General features: G+C 52.2%; 19 protein-coding genes. 11 read left to right on the top strand and 8 right to left on the bottom strand.

The window, feature by feature from the left end:
• The first annotated feature begins 36 nt into the window (after positions 1-36).
• Together J6J28_RS08890 and J6J28_RS08885 are read left to right on the top strand one after the other, a co-directional pair.
• On the top strand, positions 37-2,193 hold the full coding sequence (locus J6J28_RS08890) for a S46 family peptidase (protein ID WP_301721184.1): 2,157 nt from the start codon (positions 37-39) through the stop codon (positions 2,191-2,193).
• 148 nt (positions 2,194-2,341) lie between these two features.
• Positions 2,342-3,718 (top strand): DUF3300 domain-containing protein, encoded by a 1,377-nt coding sequence (locus J6J28_RS08885; protein ID WP_301721183.1) that lies wholly within the window; start codon positions 2,342-2,344, stop codon positions 3,716-3,718.
• A gap of 81 nt (positions 3,719-3,799) precedes the next feature.
• Here the strand turns inward: J6J28_RS08885 and J6J28_RS08880 are convergent, their stop codons facing one another.
• The 3 genes from J6J28_RS08880 to J6J28_RS08870 form a co-directional block, all read right to left on the bottom strand.
• Positions 3,800-6,682 carry an insulinase family protein gene (locus tag J6J28_RS08880; protein ID WP_301721182.1) on the bottom strand — a complete coding sequence of 961 codons (2,883 nt, stop codon included), beginning with the start codon at positions 6,680-6,682 and terminating at the stop codon, positions 3,800-3,802.
• Between the two features lie 116 nt (positions 6,683-6,798).
• A complete protein-coding gene (locus J6J28_RS08875) occupies positions 6,799-7,830 on the bottom strand; it encodes a GGDEF domain-containing protein (RefSeq protein WP_301721181.1) in 1,032 nt (343 codons plus the stop codon).
• 16 nt (positions 7,831-7,846) lie between these two features.
• Complete coding sequence (locus J6J28_RS08870) at positions 7,847-8,860, bottom strand: CNNM domain-containing protein (RefSeq protein ID WP_301721180.1); 1,014 nt, start codon at positions 8,858-8,860, stop codon at positions 7,847-7,849.
• Between the two features lie 103 nt (positions 8,861-8,963).
• On the opposite strand from J6J28_RS08870, the gene J6J28_RS08865 reads away from it, so the two are divergent.
• Positions 8,964-9,662, top strand: coding sequence for a DNA-3-methyladenine glycosylase I (locus J6J28_RS08865; protein ID WP_301721179.1), 699 nt, complete (start codon positions 8,964-8,966; stop codon positions 9,660-9,662).
• A gap of 6 nt (positions 9,663-9,668) precedes the next feature.
• Here the strand turns inward: J6J28_RS08865 and J6J28_RS08860 are convergent, their stop codons facing one another.
• A complete protein-coding gene (locus J6J28_RS08860; RefSeq protein WP_301721178.1) occupies positions 9,669-10,367 on the bottom strand; it encodes an aspartate/glutamate racemase family protein in 699 nt (232 codons plus the stop codon).
• A 41-nt stretch (positions 10,368-10,408) separates the two neighbouring features.
• Entirely contained in the window at positions 10,409-11,764 is a 1,356-nt protein-coding gene (gene gorA / locus J6J28_RS08855; protein ID WP_301721177.1) for a glutathione-disulfide reductase, read from the bottom strand.
• Between the two features lie 111 nt (positions 11,765-11,875).
• Here gorA and J6J28_RS08850 point away from each other — a divergent pair, with 111 nt between their 5' ends.
• On the top strand, positions 11,876-12,583 hold the full coding sequence (locus tag J6J28_RS08850; protein ID WP_301721176.1) for a M48 family metallopeptidase: 708 nt from the start codon (positions 11,876-11,878) through the stop codon (positions 12,581-12,583).
• On the opposite strand, the gene J6J28_RS08845 is transcribed toward J6J28_RS08850, so the two are convergent.
• Positions 12,580-14,883: a S9 family peptidase gene (locus J6J28_RS08845; protein ID WP_301721175.1), complete on the bottom strand. Its 2,304-nt coding sequence runs from the start codon at positions 14,881-14,883 to the stop codon at positions 12,580-12,582. The two genes, J6J28_RS08850 and J6J28_RS08845, sit on opposite strands and share 4 nt — an antisense overlap.
• A gap of 104 nt (positions 14,884-14,987) precedes the next feature.
• Between J6J28_RS08845 and prlC the strand changes: the two genes are divergently transcribed.
• Positions 14,988-17,054, top strand: coding sequence for an oligopeptidase A (gene prlC, locus J6J28_RS08840; RefSeq protein WP_301721174.1), 2,067 nt, complete (start codon positions 14,988-14,990; stop codon positions 17,052-17,054).
• Here the strand turns inward: prlC and J6J28_RS08835 are convergent.
• Positions 17,051-17,254, bottom strand: coding sequence for a DUF2970 domain-containing protein (locus J6J28_RS08835; RefSeq protein WP_301721173.1), 204 nt, complete (start codon positions 17,252-17,254; stop codon positions 17,051-17,053). The two genes, prlC and J6J28_RS08835, sit on opposite strands and share 4 nt — an antisense overlap.
• A gap of 2 nt (positions 17,255-17,256) precedes the next feature.
• Positions 17,257-17,601: a hypothetical protein gene (locus J6J28_RS08830; protein ID WP_301721172.1), complete on the bottom strand. Its 345-nt coding sequence runs from the start codon at positions 17,599-17,601 to the stop codon at positions 17,257-17,259.
• Positions 17,602-17,786: 185 nt separating this feature from the next.
• On the opposite strand from J6J28_RS08830, the gene rpe reads away from it, so the two are divergent.
• The 6 genes from rpe (at position 17,787) to astD (ending at position 24,053) form a co-directional block, all read left to right on the top strand.
• Positions 17,787-18,461: a ribulose-phosphate 3-epimerase gene (gene rpe / locus J6J28_RS08825; RefSeq protein WP_301721171.1), complete on the top strand. Its 675-nt coding sequence runs from the start codon at positions 17,787-17,789 to the stop codon at positions 18,459-18,461.
• A gap of 40 nt (positions 18,462-18,501) precedes the next feature.
• On the top strand, positions 18,502-19,506 hold the full coding sequence (gene trpS, locus J6J28_RS08820) for a tryptophan--tRNA ligase (RefSeq protein WP_301721170.1): 1,005 nt from the start codon (positions 18,502-18,504) through the stop codon (positions 19,504-19,506).
• A 19-nt stretch (positions 19,507-19,525) separates the two neighbouring features.
• A complete protein-coding gene (locus J6J28_RS08815) occupies positions 19,526-20,119 on the top strand; it encodes an anthranilate synthase component II (protein ID WP_301721169.1) in 594 nt (197 codons plus the stop codon).
• Positions 20,120-20,303: 184 nt separating this feature from the next.
• On the top strand, positions 20,304-21,506 hold the full coding sequence (locus tag J6J28_RS08810; protein WP_301721364.1) for an aspartate aminotransferase family protein: 1,203 nt from the start codon (positions 20,304-20,306) through the stop codon (positions 21,504-21,506).
• A gap of 15 nt (positions 21,507-21,521) precedes the next feature.
• A complete protein-coding gene (gene astA / locus J6J28_RS08805) occupies positions 21,522-22,541 on the top strand; it encodes an arginine N-succinyltransferase (RefSeq protein ID WP_301721168.1) in 1,020 nt (339 codons plus the stop codon).
• Between the two features lie 27 nt (positions 22,542-22,568).
• On the top strand, positions 22,569-24,053 hold the full coding sequence (astD, locus tag J6J28_RS08800) for a succinylglutamate-semialdehyde dehydrogenase (protein WP_301721167.1): 1,485 nt from the start codon (positions 22,569-22,571) through the stop codon (positions 24,051-24,053).
• Positions 24,054-24,055: the final 2 nt, after the last annotated feature.

The following is a 24,055-nucleotide window of genomic DNA, read 5'->3' as shown; positions in this document are numbered from 1 at the left end:
ACCTTCTGGTATTTATCTAAAAAAACGAGAAAAAGAATGAAAAAGTCACTTATTGCATTGGCTCTGGTGAGCTCAGTGGCCGTTGCTGATGAAGGCATGTGGATGCCGCAGCAGCTGCCAGAAATCGCGGATAAACTGAAAGCAGCGGGTCTTGAACTGGATCCAAATGAGCTGACCCAATTAACCGAGTTCCCTATGGGAGCCGTCGTCAGCTTAGGCGGGTGTTCCGCCTCCTTTGTCTCACCGCAAGGTCTGGTTGTTACTAATCACCACTGTGTTTACAACAGCATTGCGTACAACTCCACGCCCGAGAATGATTTATTAGCGAACGGCTTTTTGGCCGCGACTATGGATGAGGAAGTGGCAGCGGCACCCGGCTCACGTATTTACGTCACCAAAGCTGTGGAGAATGTCACCACTCAGGTCATCGATGCTGAAACTGCAAAGCTGACTGGCAAAGACCGCGTCGACGCCATTGAAGAGAACTACAAGCGTATTGTGGCGCAATGCGAAGAAGACGCAGGGCACCGTTGCTCGGTGTCGTCATTCTATGGTGGTCTTGAGTACTATCTGATCAAGCAGTTAGAAATCAAAGACGTGCGTCTGGTTCACGCACCAGCTGAAGGTGTAGGTAAGTTCGGCGGCGATACTGACAACTGGATGTGGCCGCGTCACACCGGTGACTACTCGTTCTATCGGGCTTATGTAAGCCCGGCAGGAGAGTCTGCTGAATTTGCTGAAGAGAACGTGCCTTATCAGCCGGAACATCACCTTACTATTGCCAGCGAAGCATTGGATGAAGGTGACTTCGTCATGGCCCTAGGGTATCCGGGCCGAACCAACCGTCACCGCCTGCCAAGTGAAGTCGAAAATACCTTTACCTGGAGTTATCCCAATACCGTGGAACGTTTCCGCGATAACCTGGACATCATTGCGGCACAGACCGAAGACAATAAAGACGCTGAGCTTAAATATGCAAGCCGCGTTGCGGGATTAAATAATTACCTGAAAAATCGTCAGGGCATGCTCGACAGTTTTGCCAACTCTGACCTTTTACAGCGTAAACAAGCCGAACATCAAGCCTTAAAAGAGTGGGTCAGCAGCAGCGCTGAAAACGGTGCTGCCTATGCAGAGGATCTGCAAGCGATTGAGCAGCTGCTTGCCGAACGCCATGCAGGTGAACGTGACGACTATTACCGTTCATTGGCGACACCGCGCTTATTGGGAATGGCCTCAGTACTCTATAAATTAAGCCAGGAACAAGTGAAACCTGATGCCGAGCGTGAGGCGGGCTATCAGGAACGTGACTTGCCGCGCTTTGAAGCTTATGTGGCTGGCTTTGACCGGAGTTATGACGCGAGTGTGGAAATGGCGCTCGATTTTTACAACCTGAAAAATTATTTGCAGACGCCGGCCGAGCAACGTGATGCGATCTTCGATAATGCGCTGGGATTGCAAGCGGAAATGTCTGACGCAGAGCTGCGAGATCTGATTGCGCGCTGGTATGCAGAGACAGATCTGAGCGAGCTCGATGTTCGTAACGCGCTGCTGGAAGCAACGCCGAGCCAGTTTGCCGATAGTAATGACGTTTTCGTGCAGGCGGCTGTGGCATTGTATCCACAGCAGCAAGCCGAGCAGGATAAAGCGGAAGAGTTAGCAGGTCAGATCCAGGCTGCTTACGCGAACTACATGCGGGCCAAGATTGCGTTCATGCGTCAACAAGGTGAAGCTGTCTACCCTGATGCTAATAGTACGCTTCGGGTCACTTATGGCACAGTCACCGGCCGTGATCACGGTACTTATGATGGTACTGCCTGGACGGCCTTTACGACGTTGCGCGGTATCCAGCAAAAAGCGACAGGTGAAGGTGAGTTTAACGCCCCACAAGCTCAGTTGGATGCGATCAAGAATGAAAACTACGCCGACTACCATGTTGAAAGTCTGGACTCGGTACCGGTGAACTACCTGGCTACTCTTGATATTACCGGAGGCAACTCAGGTTCTGCTGTGCTCAACGGTAAAGCAGAACTTGTCGGTTTGGCTTTTGACGGGACGCTGGATTCCATTATCTCTGACTGGGATTTCAATATTGATAATACCCGTTCGATCCAGGTCGACAGTCGCTTCATGTTATGGCAGATGGAAGTCGTAGACGGTGCCGATAACCTGCTGAAAGAGCTCGGTATTAAGTAATTAGTTGCCACTCTTAAGAAACACCGCTCACTCGAGCGGTGTTTTTCTTTGTACATTCTTTACATTGCTCCTGTCACTTATTCACGCCACGACTCGTCTATACTCTTACTGACAGTCTAAAACCTGTCTGCCAAACGGAGGTGTTACGATGTTTAAATTCAATCCGGCGAAATTGCCTTTATTAAAATTCAGTGTGCTTTCTATAGCACTGGCAACCTCGGTTGGCTGTACAGCAATTTCCACTGCGCATGCTGAATCACAAAGCTATTCGGTAAGCACGACCAATGGCGTCTATACGCAAGCGGATCTTGACCGCATGCTGGCGCCTGTCGCCCTATACCCGGACAGCTTACTGTCGCATATCCTAATTGCTGCGACCTACCCACTGGAAGTGGTCCAGGCCGAGCGCTGGGTTAGCCGCCATGATCATCTGGCACCCGAGCAAGCGCTCGCCCGCGCAGATGAAGAAAACTGGGACCCCAGCGTCAAGGCGCTGGTTGCAACCCCGGATGTGCTCAAACAGATGAGTGAAAATTTGGAGTGGACCCAGGCGCTGGGCGAAGCTTTTATTGCGCAGCAAGAAGAAGTTCTGGCCAGCATTCAGGTGCTGCGTGATCGCGCCTATATCGCCGGCAACCTTCGTAGCGACGAACATGTCTCGGTGGCACGAGAAGCGCGCACCATTCGCATCGAAACCGTGCGCCGTGAGTATATTTATGTGCCGGTTTACGATACCCGTTACGTTTACGGTCCCTGGTGGCATAGAACTCCGCCGGTGTACTGGGGTCGCCCGGGCGTTACATTTCGCGTGGGCAGCGGTGTTCACTGGTCGCTCTCGTACCATGTACCGCACTGGTATTTCTTTAGTGATTTCTACTGGCCAAGTCGCTACGTAGTGGTGCATCACCACCATTACCATGAGCGCGAGCGCAATCATCGCCGAGATGATCGTTACCGGCCAAGACCAGGTGACGGTGATCGCTGGCGTCATGATCCGCGCCATCGCCGCAATGTTGAATATCGCCACGCCGAGCTGGTCGAAAACCCGCCACTACGACATCATAAAGAAGAGCCTGGCAGGGTTGTTGGCACGCCAGTAAAAGATAAGCGTCCGCCGCAAGTGGAGGTACGCCGTCGTCTGCTCGAAGCTGAAGCTCAGCCAAGGATGCGTCGAATTGAAGAGCGTGGCCCGATTGCCAAGCAACCAGGACGCGTGGAGCAAAAGCCAAGCGAGCCTGTTATGCGTCAGCAGCCGATCTTTGAGCGTAAGGCCAACCAACCTGTGGTCAGGCAGCAGCCGCGCTTTGAGCCGAAGCCAAGCCAGCCGGTCGTACGTCAGCAGCCGCGCTTTGAGCCGAAGCCAAGTCAGCCGGTCGTTCGCCAGCAGCCACGCTTTGAGCCGAAGCCAAGTCAGCCGGTCGTTCGTCAGCAGCCACGCTTTGAGCCGAAGCCGCGCCCGGAGCCGAAACCGATGCGTCAACCCGTCGAAGTTAAAGATGGCAAGAGTCGTAAACATATCGACTAAGCACGCAAAAAAAAAAGCGCGAAGGCTGGCATTTGCCACCCCTCGCGCTTGTATTAAACAAGCAGTAGTCGGTTTATCGGGCTACTGCTTTTTCATTTGCGCATGAAAGTCAGAGAGCTCTTTCACCAGAGTTTGCGTGTCAAAGTCAGCGAAAGGCTGGTCGGCAAACTTAGTGCCTCGCATTTGCACGCTGACGCGCGCCGCTGCTTCGTTCTGCATGGTGTCCTGGTAGAAAGCTTTGATATCTGCCAGCGTCACTTCTTCAACAGCATCAATCAATTGCTGCTTGCTGTCAAAACTGTAATCTTCGCGGTACCAGTCCGATAAGAGTGGCCCCAGTTCTTCCTGCAGGTTTTTCGGTGGCTCATTCAGGCTGAGCAGAAGACTGCTTTTCAATTGCTCAAACTCCGCCTGAGTCATTTTCTCCAGCTCAGCCGCATACTCTGTTTTAAAGGCATCGAAGCGTTCCTGCATTGCTGCGACGTCTTTAACAGGCGTTTGAATGTACATCGCAAAGCCGGTGTAATCGTCAATGCGCACTGCAGTACCGCCCACAGCATAAGCCAGCTGCTCTTCTGTGCGTAACCGGTCAAAGGCAATATTGCTGAAATGATCTTTGAGTACCGACGCTGCAGCATAGGTCGCATAGCCTGGTGTCAAATTCACATGCACATCAATTAGGCCCACGTCAGCGACAGCGATATCTTCCTGCCATACCAGATGCTTCTCAGCTTCAGGTTGCCAGAAAGCTGCCATAGTGTAAGACGTGTCAGCGCTTGCTGCCGGCAACGCAGAATCCAGCGTGGCGACGACAGTGTCGAGCGCCGCGGTATCGTAATTACCAAAGGCGAAGACGCGTAACTCATGCTGAGTGAGAAACTCGTTCATGAAGACTTGCAGATCGGTGGCGGTCAACGACTTCGCTGTTTCGATCAAGGTACTGGTGTTGTAATTACCTTCACGAATCAATTTATTGTAGGCACCGAAGGCCTGATAAAACGGGAATTGTTGACCCTGGTTGTTCAGTCCCCGAACATAGCGGTCGACAGCCTGAGCAAAGCTCTGTGGCTCAACATCAACGATGAGTCCGCTCAGCGCGCGCTCCAGCAGCAGGGGCTGTTTATCGGTAAAACCACCGATGCGCATGGTCAAGCCGGTACCTGCGGACAGGCGAAGCTGCATTCCGGCAATGCCAGCTTCGGTTGCTAGGGCACTTTGTTCCAGTGCATACAGACTGCTCCACAGCGACAACAGCACATCAGCTTTTGCGGATTGCAAAGGTGCTGCACTGTTCATATTAATTTCGAGTAAGCCGCGCGGCTGGTCCGCGAAATCCTGGCTCGGGTAATGCCAGACGGTTACCTTTTCGTTGTCGATGACAACTTCGGGTTTCTCGCGTTTTTGCTCGGCGACAACGGCAAAGTTTTCGGGCAACATGCGATTGACCGCAGGCAGTTCAAGATCGACCATCGGCTCCGCCTGCCAGCGCATTTTCTCGTCTGCTGAAATGGTTACGACCTGGTATTTCCCGTCGTAATAATACAGCTCACTATCATGAGGCTCCTGCTTGCTCACATACCATACCCGCAGGCGCTCGGGGGTCAGCTGCGCTAGCACGTCACGAATCGCTTCTGCATCGAAGCGTTCATAATGGAAGGGGGCTGCGATCGCCATTTCCGCGGGCACTTCTTGCATGGCCGCAGCAAGGTTAGAGACGTAACCGAATTCGTCAGTCTTTTCCAGAAAACGGAATTGATTGGCAAGACTGGTTTTGATCTCACTGTAGTATTTTTTGTCGACACCATCGCGCTTAATAAGGTCGATGTAATTCATTAACACAGCAGTGATTTCGTCGCGTTTTTGCATACCTGTATCGGTCAGGTTGACGTCAATTTGCAGCACACCGTAATTACCATAGTAGGTGGGGCTGGCAGACGCATTCAGACTCGAAATAAGACCAAGCTTTTTCAGCTCATAAGCAGGGGCACCGGGCATTTCCGAACCCAGCAGGTAGGTAATAAAGCGGTTAGGTTTAACGGCAAACTGGTCACTGTTATCGTCAATAATGAACTCGAGACGTAATTGTTTTACGTCCTGATTAGGCACGTAGTGAATGCGTTTACCGCCGACTTCTGAAAAATCAATTTTAGCGGTGACTTCTGGCTCTGGAATGGCATCATTCTCTATCGAAGTAAAGTGCTGCACCGCCATCTTTTCAAGCTCAGCCAGAGATTTATTGCCCAGCAGGGCAACTTTCATAATGTTGGCGGAGTAATACTGCTCGTAGAAAGCAACGGTTTCTGCATGCAGGTTGCTTCCTTCTTTATCACCTAAAGACTCCAGATTACCAATTAAAAAACGGTTTGCAGGGTGATCGCCAAGCAGATTACGCGCCAGTTTGAACTGACCGAAAAAGTCCATCTCGCGGCGCATGGACCACTCAGCGTTGACCGCGTTCTTTTCTTTATCGGTATATTCAGGATAAAGCATCGGCGCTTTAAAGAAATCTGAGAACCGGTCCAAGGCTTCATCCACTGCATCATTATTAATGCTAAACATGTAGTTGGTGATATCGAGCCAGGTGGACGCGTTGCGGCTACCGCCATTGGCGGTCATAAAGGAGGAGTAACCTTTGGTGTCAGGGTAACGCTCTGTGCCCAGAAACAGCATATGCTCCAGGTAGTGAGCCATACCCTGCTGGGTCATCGGGTCGTGCAACAACCCCACACCAACACTAAGCGCGGCGGCTGATTTTTCCGTACCTGGGTCGGATATCAACATCACCTCAAGCTGATTGGGCAGGACAATGGTTTTATAAGCACGGTCATCATTAGGAGATTTGATGACCTCGGCTGCTGTTTGCTGATGCACGGCGGTTGTGGTTTCTGCCGTGGTGTTGGTCTGGCTACCACAACCGGCAAGCAGTGCCAGGCTGATGGCACTGGTCAGAACGATACGCTTCATAAAATGTTCTCTCTTAAGAATGGCGAGTTTAGAAAACTAATCACACCAGTGTAGAACGGCTGAGGCTCGTTTGGCAGTATTCCTTGCTAAGAAAGGCAATAGCTTTGTAACAAAATCTAATCGTGACTCACACGGACACAATTGCGGCCCTCTTCTTTGGCACGGTAGAGCGCACGATCAGCCTCAATAAAGGTGTGCTCGAATGACTTATCGGGATGCAGCGCGGCAACGCCAAAGCTCATGGTCAGGGTTTGCCCAAAAGCGGTCTCATTATCGGCAATATACTGGCGTAACCGCTCACTGTAGAGCTTCGCTTGCTCCAGAGTATAGCCTGGCAGTATCAGCATGAACTCTTCGCCCCCCCAGCGGCCGACGAGGCCATCATTACGGGTAAAGTCGCGCAACAATTGCGCAGCATGGCGCAGAACTTCATCGCCTTTAATGTGGCCGAGACTGTCATTGATCGCTTTAAAGTTATCGATATCGGCGATGACCACGGTTGAATGCGAAACTTGCCCGGTTCCCAGCTGACGGTGTTGCATTGCCACCACTGAGTCTAACTTGATGCGGTTGTACAGGCCGGTCAATTTATCGGTCACCGACTGAATTTCTAATTCACGATAGGCAGACTCACGCGAGCCTTCATAAAACCGGAACAAGAACCAGAGCGCGACACAGACCTCAATAATATTAAGCAGGGCGCCCAGACCGAGTGCGCGGGGCATGGGCTGCTGAATTTGGATCGCCATAAAGGCGATGACATAAAGGAATAGCAGGCCGGTAATCCAGGCGCCTAGCTTCCGGCCGAGCAGGAAAAAGACAATGGGGGGGATGATCATGACCCAGAGGATGGCGTAGTTCTGGCCATTTGCCAGATGAATGAACACCATCACATTAAAAATGACTGCGGCGCAGGCTAACCACGAGGTGAGTATTAGCTGCCGATGATTACGAAAATAGAGCAGTAATCCGGATGCGACCGCAAAGCTCACATAATTAAACAGGGCGGTATCGTAGCTGGCAAAAACGAAGACGTTAATGCTACCGATAATGACCGAGAACAGCGCGATAATCTTCAGCACAGCGCGCAATAACTGTGACTGGTGATGGGCAGACTGATCCGTATAAGTTAAAAGTGAATGGGGCATCGTTTCTCTGTCATAACTACTCAGGCTTTACCCGTTTCCCCCAGCGCTGCTTGGCATAGCGCCGCAGGCTTGGAATGGTATCGGTTTCATCCATAATGGGCTGCCCCAGGATGGTTTCAATAATGTCCTCTAAAGTGATGAGACCGAGCCAGGTACCATGCTCATCAAACACCACCGCCATATGCTTCCTGGCCTCTAAAAACCGTGTCAGCGCAGTTTCTAAATCAATGCTGGGGCTCAGTACTTCGACCTCACGCGCCAGACTGCTGACTTTCTCGTCCCGGTGCGATTGCAAAGCTTCATTACGCAAAATAATACCGTGCGGTATTTCGTCATCATCAATCACCGGGAACCGCGAGTAAGGCATGGCTTTCACTTGCTCGAGAAACTCGCCGACGGTGCTGTCGGGACGGACGGCTTCGCAAACCATGCGTGGGGTCATTGCCTTGCTGACCTTTATCGCATGCAGATCGAGGATATTACTGATGACGCGTTTTTCATCGGCATCAATTGCTTTTTGCTCGTGGCCGACAATCGCCAATGCTTTTATTTCAGCGCGGATATCGATGTCGTGGGCATTACCGCCGATACGCTTAGTGATCTGATCCGACGCCCAGATAAAAGGCTTGAGCGCGATAATCATGGTGTTGAGCATGGGCGGTAACGCAGGGGCCAGGCCGCGCCAGAACTTAGCGCCGATGGTCTTCGGGATGATCTCAGAAAGCACCAGGATGACCAGAGTCATTACCGCCGAGGCGATGGCAAGATAGCCGTCGCCAAATACCACGCCGACTTGCGCACCAACACCGGCGGCACCGACGGTGTGAGCAATAGTGTTTAATGTTAAAATTGCCGCCAGCGGGCGATCAATTGTCGACTTCAGTTGTTGCAACTGATCATGCAGCCGCGGGCGGTCGGTCCGCAGCTGAGCGATGTAACTTGGTGTGATCGAGAGTAACGCTGCCTCCAGTATCGAGCACAGAAATGAAATTCCGACAGCGACAAAGGCGAAAACAATCAGTAAAAACATTGCGGCCTGCAGTATGAATGAGAAATAAAAGCGCTATTGTGAAACTAGCACAGAGATGGTTAGCTAAGCTAGTGAGTATACGACAATTGACTGAGCAAATCCGATGAAATTTGATTACTTTCAAGAGCGTGCACGAGCGCGCAAGGGCGCGACTGAGCTAGAGCAACGACTGCCACAGGTGCATCCCAAACAGCGCCTCACCGAATACGATGATGCTTTCTACCTGGCGGAGATGACCCGGGGGATTTTTCGGGCAGGCTTTGTGTGGCGAATTATTGATAACAAGTGGGCGGATTTCCAGACAGCATTTAGCGGCTTTGTGCCGCTTTACTGGCAACAGGTGCCGCCAGAGCGTCTGGAGCAGCTTGCCGATGATCCACGCATCGTACGTAACTGGCAGAAAATTGAAACGGTGCCGGTGAACGCGCGCATGATTGTAGAGGTGGCAGAAGAGCATGGCAGCTTCGGCAATTTTCTTGCCCACTGGCCTTCATCCGATCAGGCTGGCTTACTTGACTACTTCAAGGTCAACGGCGCGCGCCTTGCTGGCGCAACTGCACAACACTTTCTAAGGCGCGTTGGCTGGGATGGCTTTGTGCTATCGGCGGATGTGGTGACGGCATTAAAAAACCATAATCTGATGGACGCCTCGCCAACCAGCAAGCGCGGTATGCGGCAGGCACAACAAGCTTTTAATCAATGGCATGAAGAAACCGGATTGCCGTACAGTCATCTGTCGCGGATTGTCTCGATGACGGTCGATGCCGCAGCCGCTGAGCGTAAGCCGCGCCGCCGGTCCTAGCCGAGTTTACCGCGTATCCTGCAGCGCAGCCTTGATGGCGGCCGCGGCATGGATCTCGGTGGTGTCGTAAAGTTTGATCAAGGTATCGTTTTGATTCAGCAGCAGACCGATTTCGGTACAGCCCAGAATCACTCCCTCGGCACCGCGTTCGGCCAGTTCTTCGCAGACGGCGAGAAAACGCTGTTTGGCGGCGACGTTAAACTTGCCCTGACAGAGTTCGTCAAAGATACACGCGTGAATAAACTGCCGTGCGGCGGAGGGGGGCGTCAACACAGTGATACCGTGCTGTTCCAGACGCTGCCGATAAAAGTCCTGCTCCATGGTAAAGCGCGTGCCTAACAGTCCGACTGTCCCATGATTGTTGCTTCGAATTGCCTCGGCCAGAGCGTCGATAATGTGCAAAAGTGGAACACCGATGCCTGCCTGAACTTCATCAGCTACTTTATGCATGGTATTGGTTGCGATCAGGACCATGTCAGCACCCGCGGCTTCCAGAGCTTGCGCCGCCTGGCGTAGAATAATGACTGTTTGCGTCCAGTCCCCCGCCCGTTGCAGTGCTTCAATTTCGGCGAAATCGACGCTGAACAGCACGAGTTTAGCCGAGTGGTGGCCGCCACAGCTGTTGCGGGTGTATTGGTTAAGCAGACGGTAGTAGACCGCAGTCGACTCCCAGCTCATGCCTCCAATAACTCCGATTGTTTTCATCTGCGGCGCCCCTGAACTCGTTGCTTATTCTGGCTGTGTCATTAACGCAGGGTAACAAATTCCTCTGCACTGGTTGGGTGTAAGGCCACGGTGGCATCGAAATCTGCCTTGGTTGCACCCATTTTCAGTGCCACGGCAAAACCCTGCAAAATTTCGTCCATGCCCTCACCGATACCATGAATGCCGACCACCTTTTCTTCCTCACCGGTGCACACTAGCTTGAAGGTGCTCAGCGCCCGGTGTGGGGTCACGGCGTTGTACATGGCGGCGAACTTGGAGCGATAGACCTTAACGTTGCCTTCACCATATTTGGCTACGGCTTCGACTTCGGTCAGGCCCACGGTGCCGATCGGCGGGTGGCTGAACACAATTGTTGGGATCTGGGTGTAATCCATATGAGCATCGGCAAGCTCAGGATTGAACAGACGCTCAGCAAGCAGACGCCCGGCTTTAATTGCTACCGGCGTAAGTTGTGCTTCACCGGTGATGTCGCCCACCGCATATATACCCTCAACATTGGTGTTCTGGTATTTGTCGGTGCGCACAAACCCGACCGGATCCACCTCAACACCTGCAGCCTCCAGATTAATCTTGTCAGTAGCTGGCTCACGGCCGATTGCCCAGACCAGACAATCCACATCTTCGATAACGTCACCGGACTCGGTATGGACGTTCAACAAACCCTTGTCGGTCTTGACCACTTTGGCTACGACAGTGTTGGTATGCAGGCTGGGGCCATCAAGCTCAAGACGTTCGAGCAAAGCCTCAGTAATATCTTCATCAAAATAACGCAACGGACGGTCGCGCCGGACCAACAGATGACTATCACTACCTAAAGCATGCAAAACACCAGCAATTTCTACGGCGATATAACCGGCACCGACAACCACAGCTTTATTCGGACGCTCTTCCAGGGCAAAGAAACCGTCGGAATCGATACCGTACTCGGCGCCTTCACAAGAAGGCACGATGGCCCGGCCGCCAACGGCAATGGTGATGTGTTTAGCAGTGATCTGTTCGCCGTTCACTTCGACGGTATTTTTGTCAACGAAGCGCGCGAAGCCTTCGATGTATTCCACGCCGTTGCTCTCAAAACCGCGTTTGTAGCCACCATGGATGCGTTCAATGTAGGCTTCGCGGTTACGTACTAAGGTTTTCCAATCGAAGCCGTTTTGCTGAATATCGAAACCATAGGCTTCGCTGTACTTCAGTGCTTCAGCAATATGGGCACCGTACCACATGACTTTTTTCGGCACGCAACCAACATTCACGCAGGTTCCACCAACGGCTTTCGCTTCGATAACGGCAGCCTTTGCACCGCGAATCGCTGCGCGGTTGGCTGAGGCAATACCACCACTTCCTGCGCCAATGGCTAGATAATCGTAATGTCGGGTCATGCGTTGTGCTCCTGTTACGTGCTAATCTGTGATTCAATTGAAGGCGGTATGATCGCCCAAAAAGAACGAGTGTGCAACGCAAGCGGCAGTGAAAGCGAGATGAAAAAAACGATGAGCTTAATCTATCCCATCCATCGCAGTAAGAATCGCCGCTCGGTCGCGATTAAAGTTCGCGATGGCCAGGTGCAGATCCATGCGCCCTGGAGACTCTCAGCGGCTAAAATACAGCAGTTCGTCGCCAGTAAAGAAGATTGGATACAAAAGCACTTGCAGCGGCAACAACAACAGCTGGCGAATTTGCAGCCGCGTCTCTGGCAAACGGGAGAACGACTGCGCTGGTTGGGCCGTCCGTTAGAGTTACAGATAGTGACAGCGACCCGCAAAAATTGCGACTGCGAAGAGAACGCGCTGATTGCGACCGTGACAGCTCGCTCCAATCCGGCCAAAGAGCCGAAAGGTATGATTCGTGCCTGGTACCAGCAGCAGGCTAAAGCCTGGCTGGATGACTTTTTCCGAGACTGGCCCGCTGACCATCCATTGCAGCCGAGCAGTTGGGAGGTGGGCAATTTCTCCAGCAAGTGGGGGCATTGCAGCCGTAAGGGGGAGTTGAAGTTTTCCTGGAAGTTATGGCTGGCGCCCGAGTGGGTCGTGCGCAACGTGGTGATTCATGAGCTTTGCCACCTGGCTGAATTTAACCACAGTAAAAGTTTCTGGACGCTGGTCGCAAGGTATTCAGACGACTATGAAGCTGCTGAGCAGTGGCTTCGTCAACACGGCATGACCGTGTTGAACGAAGCTTATCTTGATTACCCCGACTAACGGGCACCTGCAGGTAGGTGCTCACGCAGGAAATCGGTCATCATGGTACGCAGGTGCAACGTAGTTCCTTCCCCTTCACGAATGCCGTGGGTACGGTTCGGGTAGGCAAAAAACTCGAACTGTTTACCATGCTTGATCAGTTCATTTACTAACCGTTCTGATCCCTGAAAATGGACATTGTCGTCGCCGGTGCCGTGCACCAACAACAAGTCGCCCTGCAGGTTTTCCGCATGGGTAATGGCTGAAGTTTCACGGTAGCGTTCAGCGGCTTCAGGTAACAGTCCTGAATAGCGTTCCTGATAGATGGTGTCGTACAACGTCAAGTCAGGTACTGGTGCCAGTGCTATGCCAACATCGTAGGCGTCCGGGTAGCGGAACAAGGCGTTCAGTGTTTGCGAACCGCCACCACTGTGACCCCAGATGCCGACGCGGTCTTCATCAATAAAGGACCAGCGGTCCAGCATGGCCTGGAGGGCATCGTGTTGATCGCGCACAGTCACTACCCCAAGGTTTTTATAAATGGAACGACGCCAGTCGAACCCGCGCGGCGACTTGGTACCACGGTTATCGATGGAAGCAACGATATACCCCTGTTGAGTTAAATAGGTGTGCCACAAAAAGCGCTCACCGCCCCAACTGTTGCTGACGGTTTGTCCCCAGGGTTCGCCGTACACATAGAACAGAATCGGGTAGTTTTTGTTCGGATCAAAATTAACCGGCTTCATAATAAAACCGTCAAGCTGCAGCCCATCCTGAGCGCGAACCTGGAAAAACTCAAAGCTACCACGGGCCAGCTCGTTCAACGCCGACTGCGCTTCGCCGTTGTCTTTGATCAAGCGGATACGCTGGTGCTGGGGCAGACTGATCATATCGACTTGTGGCATCTGAGTGACACTCGAATAAGTGTGTACTGCATAGTCAGCATTAGCGGAAAGCTGGTAGCTGTGAGTGCCGGCCTGGGCAGGCGTAAGACGCTCCAGTTTGCTGCTGCCATCGAGCGCGGCACGGAACAGATAGCGCTCCAGAGGCGTCTCGGGTGAAGCAATAAAGTAGACCCAGCCCTGCTGTTCATTGATCTGCAGCACTTCGACAACATCCCAGTTGCCGCGGGTGATTGCCGTCAGGCGACCGGTATCCCGATCCACCCGGTAAATGTGGCGATAGCCACTGCGTTCGCTCAACCAGGTAAAGCTGTCGCCACCATCAAGGAACATAACGTCATCAACGTACTCAGCCCAGCTGTCGGTGGTTTCACGGACCACTTCGGTGACGGCCCCAGAATCGGCATCGGCTAAAAACGCGCGATTGACCGCCTGCGAGCGGGTCAGTTGCTGGATAAATAATTGCTCAGAGTTACCTGCCCATTGCATGCGTACCAGATAATGCTGACGCGGGTCACCCGGCACCTTCATCCAGGTGGTTTCGCCGGTATCAGCTGACATAACGCCGATCCGCATGGACGCATTGATTTCACCGACTTTCGGGTAAGGGAAGGTCTTTAACGTCGGATAAAGCTCGTCGGTGTTGTTGATCATGGTGAACACTGGGGTACCTGAGGTATCCAATTGCCAATAGGCGATCTCTTTACCGTCCGGGCTCCAGCGGAAGCCATCCCGTAAGAAAAACTCTTCTTCGTTGACCCAGTCAAAGGTGCCGTTAACAATAGTTTCACTGCCATCATGGGTCAGTTGGGTAATGCGGCCATCACGCAGACGTTCAACGTAGATATTATTCTGCATTACGTAGGCGACACGTTCTGCTGCGGGATCGAACTTAGCGAACTGCAAGGTGGACGCATCAGCAAAGGTACCGAGCTGAGTCAGCGAGCGCGCTTGCAGATCGAAAACCCAGTAATCGCCCAGCGTGTGGGTCCGCCATGAACGCTTGGTATTAGTGAAGATCAACAGCTTGTCGCCGGCATTCGACCAATGGTAATCGGCCACATGCAAGGGAGTATCCATGCCGGTTGGCGTTAGCTCAGTGGCGCTGATTAAAACAGTGCGCTCTTGTGTACCCGGATGGTAACGGACTAACTCACGACCTTCGCCCTCGGCGCTGTTTTCCAGTGTGGTATAACCGCTGCCATCGGCAAGCCAGCGCGTAGGAGGCACGCCACGCGCCTGATAGGTGTCAGTGTTGTAGAGTGCCTCGAGGCTTAAGCGTTCGCCATCGACCGCGGTCTGCTGTGTCACTGCTGGCGCTTCGCCCGGCAAACTGCTGCAAGCAGACAGGCCGGTAACAAGTATGGCTGCGGCCATTCCATGACGCATCTTGCGTGACCACATGTAAGCTAAATTCATGATGATTTCCCATTGTTATTTAAACTGCGACCTTGAAAAACTACGCTTTGTCCTAAGATCTACATTAAAGTAGTTACACAGCGCATTATTCAAGAGGAAGCCGAATGAGTCAAAACCCTTTATTGAGCGAGTATCGACTACCGCCGTTTGAAGAGATCAAACCCGAGCATATTGTACCTGCAATCGAAGCGCGCATTGCTGCGTGTAAAGCGACCATCGAAAAGGTTCTCGAGCAAAAGGATTTCAGCTGGAAAGGCTTGGTAGCGCCTTTAGAAGATCAAGACGATCTATTGGAGCGCAGTTGGTCTCCGGTGGCGCATCTGAATGCCGTGGTGAGTTCTGCTGAGCTCCGTGAAGCGCACGATACGTGCCTGCCTATGCTCAGCGACTACGGCACCTTTGTCGGACAGCATCAGGGTTTGTTTAAAGCTTTTCAGGCGCTCAAAGCAAGTGACGACTACGCGACCTTGTCGGAAGCCCAGCGCAAAGTGATTGACGATACCCTGCGCGATTTTGAACTGTCCGGTATTGCTCTGCCAGAGGACAAAAAAAAGCGCTATGCAGAAATCCAGACGCGCTTATCGGACCTTGCCTCCACGTTCAGTAACCACTTACTCGATGCCACCGATGGTTGGCACTATCTGGTGACCGATGAGAAACGTTTGAGCGGCTTACCCGAAAGTGCCGTCGACGCGGCCGCGAGTGCCGCTGCGGAAAATGACCAGCAAGGCTGGCGTTTTACACTCGCCATGCCCAGTTACCTGCCGGTGATGATGTACGCCGATGATGCAGAATTACGCAAAGTCATGTACCAGGCGTTTACTACGCGTGCGTCCGATCAGGGCCCGCAAGCAGGGGAGTTTGATAATACAGCTGTTATGGCTGAAACACTGGCGCTGCGACACGAACTCGCGCAACTGTTAGGTTTCCGCGACTATGCTGAACTCAGCCTGGCGACCAAGATGGCGGAATCGGCCGACCAGGTAGAGCAATTTCTCATGGATCTGGCCGAGCGGTCTTTGCCGCAGGCTCACGCAGATTATCAGGAAGTTCTCGACTTTGCGCAGAGTGACTATGGCATCAACCAGCTGGAAGCCTGGGATGTGGCCTACTTCAGTGAGAAGCTCAAGCAGCAGAAGTATGCAATCTCGGACGAAGAGTTGCGTCCCTACTTTCCCGAAGAGCAAGTATTAAAAGGCTTGTTCACTGTGGTCGAGCGTTTGTTTGGAATTAACGTTGAGGAGCAGACGCCACCGTCGCGTTATCACGATAACCTGCGTTATTTTGTCATTGGCGACAGCAAGGGCGAGCTCCGCGGTAGCTTTTATCTCGATCTCTATGCCCGCAATGGTAAACGTGGTGGCGCCTGGATGGCTGAATGTGCGGTGCGTCGTGTCGACAGTGCCAACAAACTGCAATTTCCGATTGCTTACCTGACCTGTAACTTCAATAAACCTGTAGGTGACAAGCCAGCCCTGTTCACCCACGATGAAGTATTGACCCTGTTCCATGAGTTTGGTCACGGCCTGCACCACATGCTCACCAAAGTTGATGTTGCAGGAGTATCGGGCATCAACGGGGTAGCCTGGGATGCGGTCGAGTTGCCGTCACAGTTTTTGGAAAACTGGTGCTGGGAACCGAAAGCTCTGGCTGTGATATCAGGCCATTACGAAACCGGTGACCCGTTACCTGAAGACCTGCTTAATAAGATGCTCGCAGCACGAAATTTCCAATCGGCGATGCAAATGGTTCGTCAATTGGAGTTTAGCCTGTTTGATCTGCGCATCCACCGCGATTACGATCCCGCGCAAGGTGATCAGATACAGGCGGTGCTGGACACCGTGCGCGATCAGGTCGCAGTAAGGAAACCACCAGCATACAATCGTTTCCAACATGGTTTTGGCCATATTTTTGCCGGCGGCTATGCCGCGGGATATTACAGTTACAAGTGGGCTGAAGTGCTGTCGGCAGATGCTTTTAGTCGTTTTGAAGAGGAAGGTATTTTTAATTACGACGTCGGCAGGGATTTCCTGGAGGCGATTCTGGAGCGCGGTGGTTCGCGTGAGGCAATGCAGCTGTTTAAAGAGTTTCGCGGTCGCGAGCCGCAAGTTGAAGCCTTATTGAGTCATTCAGGGATCACGTCCCTGGAACATGCTGGTACTCCCCTTTAAGGGAGTACCCAGTTGACGATTAGCAATAAGGTCACCACGAATAGCACAATAAAGAACACGCCAATGCCGATAAAGAGGCCGGGATGTCCCTTGCTGAAGTCGCGTTGGCGGTTTTCTTCGCTTTGCACACCAAAAAGCGCAGCGAGAACGCTGAACACCACAGTGAACACGCTCGGTTTGGAGTCTTTCATCTTCGGCATGGTTAGCTCAGGCTTACTTTCTTATTACTGCTGTAGTCGCTTTGGTCTTGCCTGGAGTCACTGAAAAGAAGTTCGAAGAGATCGAGAAAGTGGAACTGAGTAGAGCGGCTGTGGCCAGAAAACCATGAGCTCCAGGATAATTCATTTTGCATGATGCGGTTGGCGCACTGCTGCATAACTTCAGGTTGTTCTGAATTCTGTAACAATTTCTGACAGTCTTTCTCGGATGCAGTTAACGTCGACTGACCCACATCAGTAAAGAGTACGGCACCCAGCATCAGGCTAGCGACAACAAAGCCACTGGCAACCCGTTTACGCTGGCGCTGTAATTGCAGACGTAACTGCATTTGGAAACTCCTGACTTGCGGACGTCGTCGTTGTTTGCATGAATATCGTACAATCTACCAGCTTTAAGCCTGCCTTGCCAAGCGATTTGGCTCATTTTTTTAACTGGCAAGCGCGGGTCTCTCTGGTACACTAGTGCACTTTCTAAGCATGCATACACGCAACTTTAAAGCTAACGGGAATCAGCATGACAGACTTTCTTATTGCCCCATCAATCTTATCGGCTAATTTTGCCCGGCTGGGCGATGAAGTGGACGCAGTTTTGAAGGCTGGCGCAGATGTCGTTCACTTTGATGTGATGGATAATCATTTTGTGCCGAATCTGACCATTGGTCCTATGGTTTGTAAGGCTTTGCGTGAGCATGGCGTCACTGCGCCAATCGACGTGCATCTGATGGTGCAGCCGGTTGAACGTATGATTGACGAGTTCGCTGCCGCCGGCGCTTCAATTATTAGCTTTCATCCCGAGGCCGCAACCCATGTTGATCGCTGCCTGCAACAGATTCGTGACCATGGCTGCCAGGCGGGGTTGGTATTTAACCCGGCGACGCCATTGCATTATCTTGACTATGTCATGGACAAGGTCGACGTGATTTTGTTGATGTCGGTGAACCCCGGCTTTGGTGGCCAGAAGTTTATCCCGGCAACCCTGGATAAGCTGCGCGAAGCACGGCAACGCATCGATGCCAGTGGCTTGCCGATCCGCCTGGAAATCGACGGTGGCGTGAAAACAGAGAATATCGCAGAGATCGCAGCTGCGGGCGCCGATATGTTCGTCGCCGGTTCTGCGATTTTTAATCAGCCAGATTACGCGCAAGTGATCAGTGCGATGCGGGCCGAGCTCGCGACAGTCGCAAAGTAGTCACGGGTTCAGTATTGCAAGGAAGGTAACGGACGTATTTATGAGCAAACCTATTGTATTAAGTGGCTGTCAGCCATCAGGACAACTTTCGATTGGTAACTACATTGGCGCGTTGCGGCAGTGGGTGAAAATGCAGGCGACCCACGACTGCCGGTTTATGCTGGTTGACTTGCACGCCATAACGGTGCGACAAGAGCCGCAAGAGCTGCGCGAGGCGACCCTGGATGGCCTGGCGTTGTACATGGCCTGTGGTCTTGACCCTGAGCAGAGCACGATTTTCGTGCAGTCTCACGTCCCGCAGCATGCCCAGCTGGCCTGGATTCTGAATTGCTACACGCAAATGGGCGAGCTGAATCGCATGACCCAGTTCAAGGATAAATCCGACCGTCACGCGCACAATATTAATGCCGGTTTGTTTACCTATCCGGCGTTGATGGCCGCTGATATTTTACTGTATCAGGCCAACGAAGTACCGGTAGGGAACGACCAGAAGCAGCACCTGGAACTGGCGCGCGATGTTGCGACCCGTTTCAACAACATCTATGGCGATGTCTTTACCATTCCGGATCCTTTTATTCCGGAAGTCGGCGCGCGGGTCATGAGCCTGCAAGACCCGACCAAAAAAATGTCAAAGTCAGATGATAATCCGAATAATTTCATCGGTTTGCTGGAAGAGCCTAAGAAAATTAGTAAGAAACTGAAACGCGCGGTCACTGATTCTGACGAACAAGCGCGCATTTTCTTTGACCCGGAAGAGAAACCTGGCGTCTCCAATTTACTTTCTATTTTGTCAGCAGCAACGGGACGCACCATTGCTGAGCTGGTTCCCGACTACGAAGGTAAAATGTACGGTCATCTGAAAACCGATACTGCGGACGCTGTGGTGGCAATGCTTGAGCCTATTCAACAGCGCTATCATGAGTACCGTACAGATATGGACTTCCTGAATCAGGTCATGGCGAAAGGTGCTGACAAAGCAAGCAGCTACGCTGACGAGACCTTGCGTAAGGTTTATGATGTTATCGGTTTTGTGCCCCGTCCTTGAGGGCTAAGAGCGACGTACCATGCTGTTGATGATCGACAATTATGATTCGTTCACCCACAACGTGGTGCGTTACTTTCGCGAACTCGGCGCTGAAGTCAAGGTTGTGCGCAATGATGCCATCACCTTGGCCGACATCGCTGCACTGCCTGTCACTGGCATCGTACTCTCTCCCGGGCCTTGTACGCCCAACGAAGCGGGTGTCTGCCTGCAGGTTATCGAGCAATTGGCAGGTAAAGTGCCCATTCTCGGTGTCTGCCTTGGTCATCAGGCCATCGGTCAGGTCTTTGGGGGCCAGGTCGTAAGAGCCGCGCAGGTGATGCATGGCAAAACCTCACAGCTTGAGCATGGTGGCGAAGGGCTGATGAAAGGGCTACCCGCGACCTTTAGAGTGGCTCGTTATCACTCACTGCTACTGGCCCCAGAAACGATACCTGACTGTCTTGTAATTGACGCCTGGACCACCGGAGCGGCAGGCGAGCGCGAAATCATGGCGCTACATCATCGACAATTGCCAGTTTGGGGGGTGCAATACCATCCGGAAGCAGTCGAAACTGAATACGGACATGCGGTATTACAGAATTTCCTTGATGCCTGCGCATCTTTTCGGCGTTAACTATTCAGCATAAACCACTCCAGTCCGAATACTTATGCAAGCTTCCCGCACGCTTAACCTGATTCGCTGAACGCACTGTTTTTTCTGCTCTTCCGCCACGACAATACAGCTATTTTCTGCAATAATACTGCCACTCAAACTATCCGTAAGAGAATCCGAAAGAGAGGAATTTATGGCAGATCAGATGAAGGTTACCCGCGCGACGTTTAACGACGTGATGGTTCCAAACTACAACCCGGCAAAAATGGTTCCGGTAAAAGGCGAAGGTTCACGCGTCTGGGATCAGGACGGCACTGAGTATGTAGATTTTGCTGGCGGTATTGCGGTGAACTGTCTGGGTCATTGTCATCCGGCTATGGTGAACGCACTGACCGAGCAAGGCAACAAGCTTTGGCACCTCAGTAATGTATTCACCAATGAGCCGGCCATGCGGTTGGCGAAAAAGCTGACCGATGCAACTTTTGCGGAGCGTGTCTATTTTGCGAACTCTGGCGCGGAAGCGAACGAAGCCGCGTTAAAGCTGGCGCGTCGCTGGGCGTTGGATAACCATGGCGCTGGCAAAGACCAGATTGTCGCCTTCGCCAAAGGCTTCCACGGCCGGACATTTTTCACCGTAACCGTCGGTGGACAACCTGCGTACTCTGAAGGATTCGGACCAAAACCAGGTGGCATCGAGCACGTTGAATACAATGACCTGGCGGCACTCGAAGCGCAAATGTCAGAGAAAACCTGTGCCGTGATGATGGAGCCTCTGCAAGGTGAAGGCGGCGTGATCAGCCCTGACCTTGAGTTTGTCAAAGGCGTGCGCGCTTTATGTGATAAGTACAATGCCTTATTGATTTTTGATGAAGTTCAGACCGGCTTTGGCCGCACTGGCAGCCTATATGCCTACCAGCAACTGGGTGTGACACCAGACATTCTGGCTTCAGCAAAATCTCTTGGTGGCGGCTTCCCCATTGGCGCGATGCTGACAACTGCAGCTATTGCTGAGCATCTTAAACCTGGCACGCATGGCAGTACTTACGGCGGTAACCCGCTCGCTTGTGCGGTTGCTGAAGCCGTGTTTGACGTCGTCAACACTGATGAAGTGCTGGCAGGTGTCAAAGCACGCGAAGAGTTATTCAAAACTAAGCTGGCTGAAATCAACGAACGTTACGGCATCTTTAAAGATATCCGTGGCAAAGGCCTGTTAATCGGTGCTGAGCTGAGCGACAAGTACGAAGGTAAAGCGCGTGACTTCCTGAATGCAGGCGCGGATGAGGGTGTGATGGTGCTGGTTGCTGGGCCTAGTGTGATTCGCTTCACACCATCCTTGATCATTCCTGAAGCAGATGTGCTAGAAGGTTTGGCACGTTTTGAAAAAGCCATAGCAAAACTCGTCGGATAAGACGGCGGAGCCTTTATGTTAGTGGTACGTCCAATTACGCCGCAGGATTATGCGGCGCTTTACACTTGCGCGGTTGAGTCCGGCTATGGCTTTACGTCATTGCCGGTCGATGAGAGCTTGCTGCGCCGACGCATTGCCCGCGCGCAGGAAGCCTTTGCCCGTGAGCACGTCAGTGAACCTGGCGAAGAAGGCTATCTGTTCGTGATGGAAGACACAGAAACCGGTGAAATAGCTGGCTGCAGCGGCATTGAAGCTGCGGTCGGATTAACCGATGCCTTTTATCATTATCGCCTGGGAAAGGTCGTCCATCATTCTAAAGAGCTCGATGTCTACAATGCTTTGGAAACGCTGACCCTGTGTAATGACTACACAGGCGTGAGTGAGTTGTGCACGCTCTTTTTGCGCGAACCCTTTCGAAAAAATCAAAACGGGCGCGTGCTGTCACGTTTTCGGATGCTGTTCATGGCTGAGTTCGCCGAGCGTTTTAGTCAGTTCGCCATTGCCGAAATGCGAGGAATTTCTGATGAAAACGGCGCGTCGCCTTTTTGGGGATGGTTGGAGAAGCATTTCTTCAACATGGACTTCAATCAGGCTGACTACCTCACCGGAATAGGTGAGAAAGCCTTTGTCGCTGAATTGATGCCGCAGTTTCCACTCTATGTGAAGATGCTTGAGCCTGAAGCTCAGGCGGTCATCGGCAAGGTCCATGACAATACCCGGCCTGCCCTACGTATGCTTGAAAATGAAGGTTTCCGCTTCCGCGGCTACATTGATATTTTTGATGCCGGACCGACGGTTGAAGTGGAAGTGGCCAATATTAAAAGCGTTCGCGCCAGTCAACGGAAACCGGTCCGCATTGCTGACGTTCCGTCTGACAACACAGCTGACGTGATTTTGTGTAGCACGCGCGTGGCAGATTTCCGCGCCGGACGTGCCACCATACAAGAACATCCCGATCATATTGTTATCTCCCCCGAAACGGCTGACCAGTTGCGCCTGCAAGACGGGGATCATGCGCGCTTTGTCGCGTTGTAAGTGGACTCAAACTACGAGGAACACACTATGTCAGAACAAAATTTATTTATCGACGGCGAATGGCTCGTTGGCGAAGGTGACGAATTTAAGTCAATTAACCCAGCGCGCGATGAAGTCGTATGGGCCGGCCGCTGTGCTTCAGCAGAGCAAGTTGACGCTGCGGTCATGGCCGCGCGGGAAGCGTTCATCGACTGGACCGATCGTGAATTCGACGAGCGCCTGGCGATTTGCAAAAAGTTCTCTGAATTATTAGCAGAGAACAAACAGGAATTTGCTGAAATTATTGCCGAAGAGACTGGCAAACCAGTCTGGGAAACCTTGACCGAAGTCGCTGCCATGATCGGCAAAGTTGCGATTTCTGAGCGCGCTTACCATGAGCGTACAGGTACCGTTGAAAACCCAATGCCAGCTGGCAAAGCCTTTATTCGCCATAAAGCGCACGGTGTCGTTGCTGTTTATGGACCTTATAACTTCCCAGGCCATCTACCAAACGGTCACATTGTGCCGTCACTTCTGGCCGGGAATACCGTTGTATTTAAGCCCAGCGAGATGACACCTAAGGTTGCAGAATATACGGTGAAGTTATGGCAACAAGCGGGGTTACCGAAAGGTGTTCTTAACTTGGTGCAAGGATTGGTCGAGACCGGTAAGGCCCTCTCTGCGCATCCGCAGATCGATGGCTTGTTCTTTACGGGTTCTTCAGGCACCGGCCACGTGCTGCACAAGCAATTTGCCGGACGCCCGGACAAAATTCTAGCGTTAGAGATGGGGGGCAACAACCCACTTATCGTGAAAGATGTTGAAGATATCGATGGCGCTGTGCACGACATCGTCCAGTCTGCGTTTATCACTTCAGGCCAGCGTTGCACCTGTGCTCGCCGCTTGTTTATTGAGCGCAGCGATAATGGTGATGCCATTCTTGAACGCTTACTCGAAGTGACTAAGCAAATTGAAGTCGGTGACTATGCCGCAGAGCCGCAGCCGTTTATGGGGGCGATGATTTCTGCCAAAGCCGCCAATGAGATGGTCAAAGCGCAAAACGATCTAGCCGCTGCTGGCGGTAGCGTTTTGGTGCGTATGCAGCAAGAAGATCATCAACTGGGTTTTGTCACTCCGGGTATTATCGACGTGACTAACGTCGAAGACATGCCAGATATTGAGCATTTTGGTCCGTTGTTGAAAGTGTACCGCTACACGGATTTTGACGAGGCGATTAAAGAAGCGAACAACACCAGCTTTGGCTTATCTGCCGGTATTTTATGTGATGAAGAAGACACCTATCGCTACTTCTTTAAGCGCATCCGTGCAGGCATCGTCAACTGGAACAAACCCATCACCGGCGCAAGCAGTGCTGCACCATTTGGTGGTATTGGTGCCAGTGGTAATCACCGCGCAAGTGCTTATTATGCGGCAGATTATTGTGCGTACCCGGTTGCGTCTGTCGAAGCCGAGAAGGTCAACATGCCAGAGAAATTACTGCCTGGTCTGCATTTCGATAAGCAAGAGGGTTAAGT

Origin of the sequence: Pseudidiomarina terrestris, assembly GCF_030466375.1 — a bacterium.
GTDB lineage: Bacteria > Pseudomonadota > Gammaproteobacteria > Enterobacterales > Alteromonadaceae > Pseudidiomarina > Pseudidiomarina terrestris.
This window is presented reverse-complemented; position numbering and strand designations above follow the sequence as displayed.

Excerpts from the sequence above, each read along its gene's own strand:
- J6J28_RS08835 (WP_301721173.1), bottom strand. The coding sequence starts at position 17,254 with ATGCCGAAGATGAAAGACTCCAAACCGAGCGTGTTCACTGTGGTGTTC.
- J6J28_RS08845 (WP_301721175.1), bottom strand. The coding sequence starts at position 14,883 with ATGAATTTAGCTTACATGTGGTCACGCAAGATGCGTCATGGAATGGCC.
- J6J28_RS08880 (WP_301721182.1), bottom strand. The coding sequence starts at position 6,682 with ATGAAGCGTATCGTTCTGACCAGTGCCATCAGCCTGGCACTGCTTGCC.
- J6J28_RS08885 (WP_301721183.1), top strand. The coding sequence starts at position 2,342 with ATGTTTAAATTCAATCCGGCGAAATTGCCTTTATTAAAATTCAGTGTG.
- gorA (WP_301721177.1), bottom strand. The coding sequence starts at position 11,764 with ATGACCCGACATTACGATTATCTAGCCATTGGCGCAGGAAGTGGTGGT.
- J6J28_RS08830 (WP_301721172.1), bottom strand. The coding sequence starts at position 17,601 with ATGCAGTTACGTCTGCAATTACAGCGCCAGCGTAAACGGGTTGCCAGT.
- astD (WP_301721167.1), top strand. The coding sequence starts at position 22,569 with ATGTCAGAACAAAATTTATTTATCGACGGCGAATGGCTCGTTGGCGAA.
- trpS (WP_301721170.1), top strand. The coding sequence starts at position 18,502 with ATGAGCAAACCTATTGTATTAAGTGGCTGTCAGCCATCAGGACAACTT.
- J6J28_RS08870 (WP_301721180.1), bottom strand. The coding sequence starts at position 8,860 with ATGTTTTTACTGATTGTTTTCGCCTTTGTCGCTGTCGGAATTTCATTT.
- J6J28_RS08810 (WP_301721364.1), top strand. The coding sequence starts at position 20,304 with ATGAAGGTTACCCGCGCGACGTTTAACGACGTGATGGTTCCAAACTAC.
- J6J28_RS08850 (WP_301721176.1), top strand. The coding sequence starts at position 11,876 with ATGAGCTTAATCTATCCCATCCATCGCAGTAAGAATCGCCGCTCGGTC.
- J6J28_RS08815 (WP_301721169.1), top strand. The coding sequence starts at position 19,526 with ATGCTGTTGATGATCGACAATTATGATTCGTTCACCCACAACGTGGTG.
- prlC (WP_301721174.1), top strand. The coding sequence starts at position 14,988 with ATGAGTCAAAACCCTTTATTGAGCGAGTATCGACTACCGCCGTTTGAA.
- J6J28_RS08875 (WP_301721181.1), bottom strand. The coding sequence starts at position 7,830 with ATGCCCCATTCACTTTTAACTTATACGGATCAGTCTGCCCATCACCAG.
- astA (WP_301721168.1), top strand. The coding sequence starts at position 21,522 with ATGTTAGTGGTACGTCCAATTACGCCGCAGGATTATGCGGCGCTTTAC.
- J6J28_RS08860 (WP_301721178.1), bottom strand. The coding sequence starts at position 10,367 with ATGAAAACAATCGGAGTTATTGGAGGCATGAGCTGGGAGTCGACTGCG.
- J6J28_RS08890 (WP_301721184.1), top strand. The coding sequence starts at position 37 with ATGAAAAAGTCACTTATTGCATTGGCTCTGGTGAGCTCAGTGGCCGTT.
- J6J28_RS08865 (WP_301721179.1), top strand. The coding sequence starts at position 8,964 with ATGAAATTTGATTACTTTCAAGAGCGTGCACGAGCGCGCAAGGGCGCG.
- rpe (WP_301721171.1), top strand. The coding sequence starts at position 17,787 with ATGACAGACTTTCTTATTGCCCCATCAATCTTATCGGCTAATTTTGCC.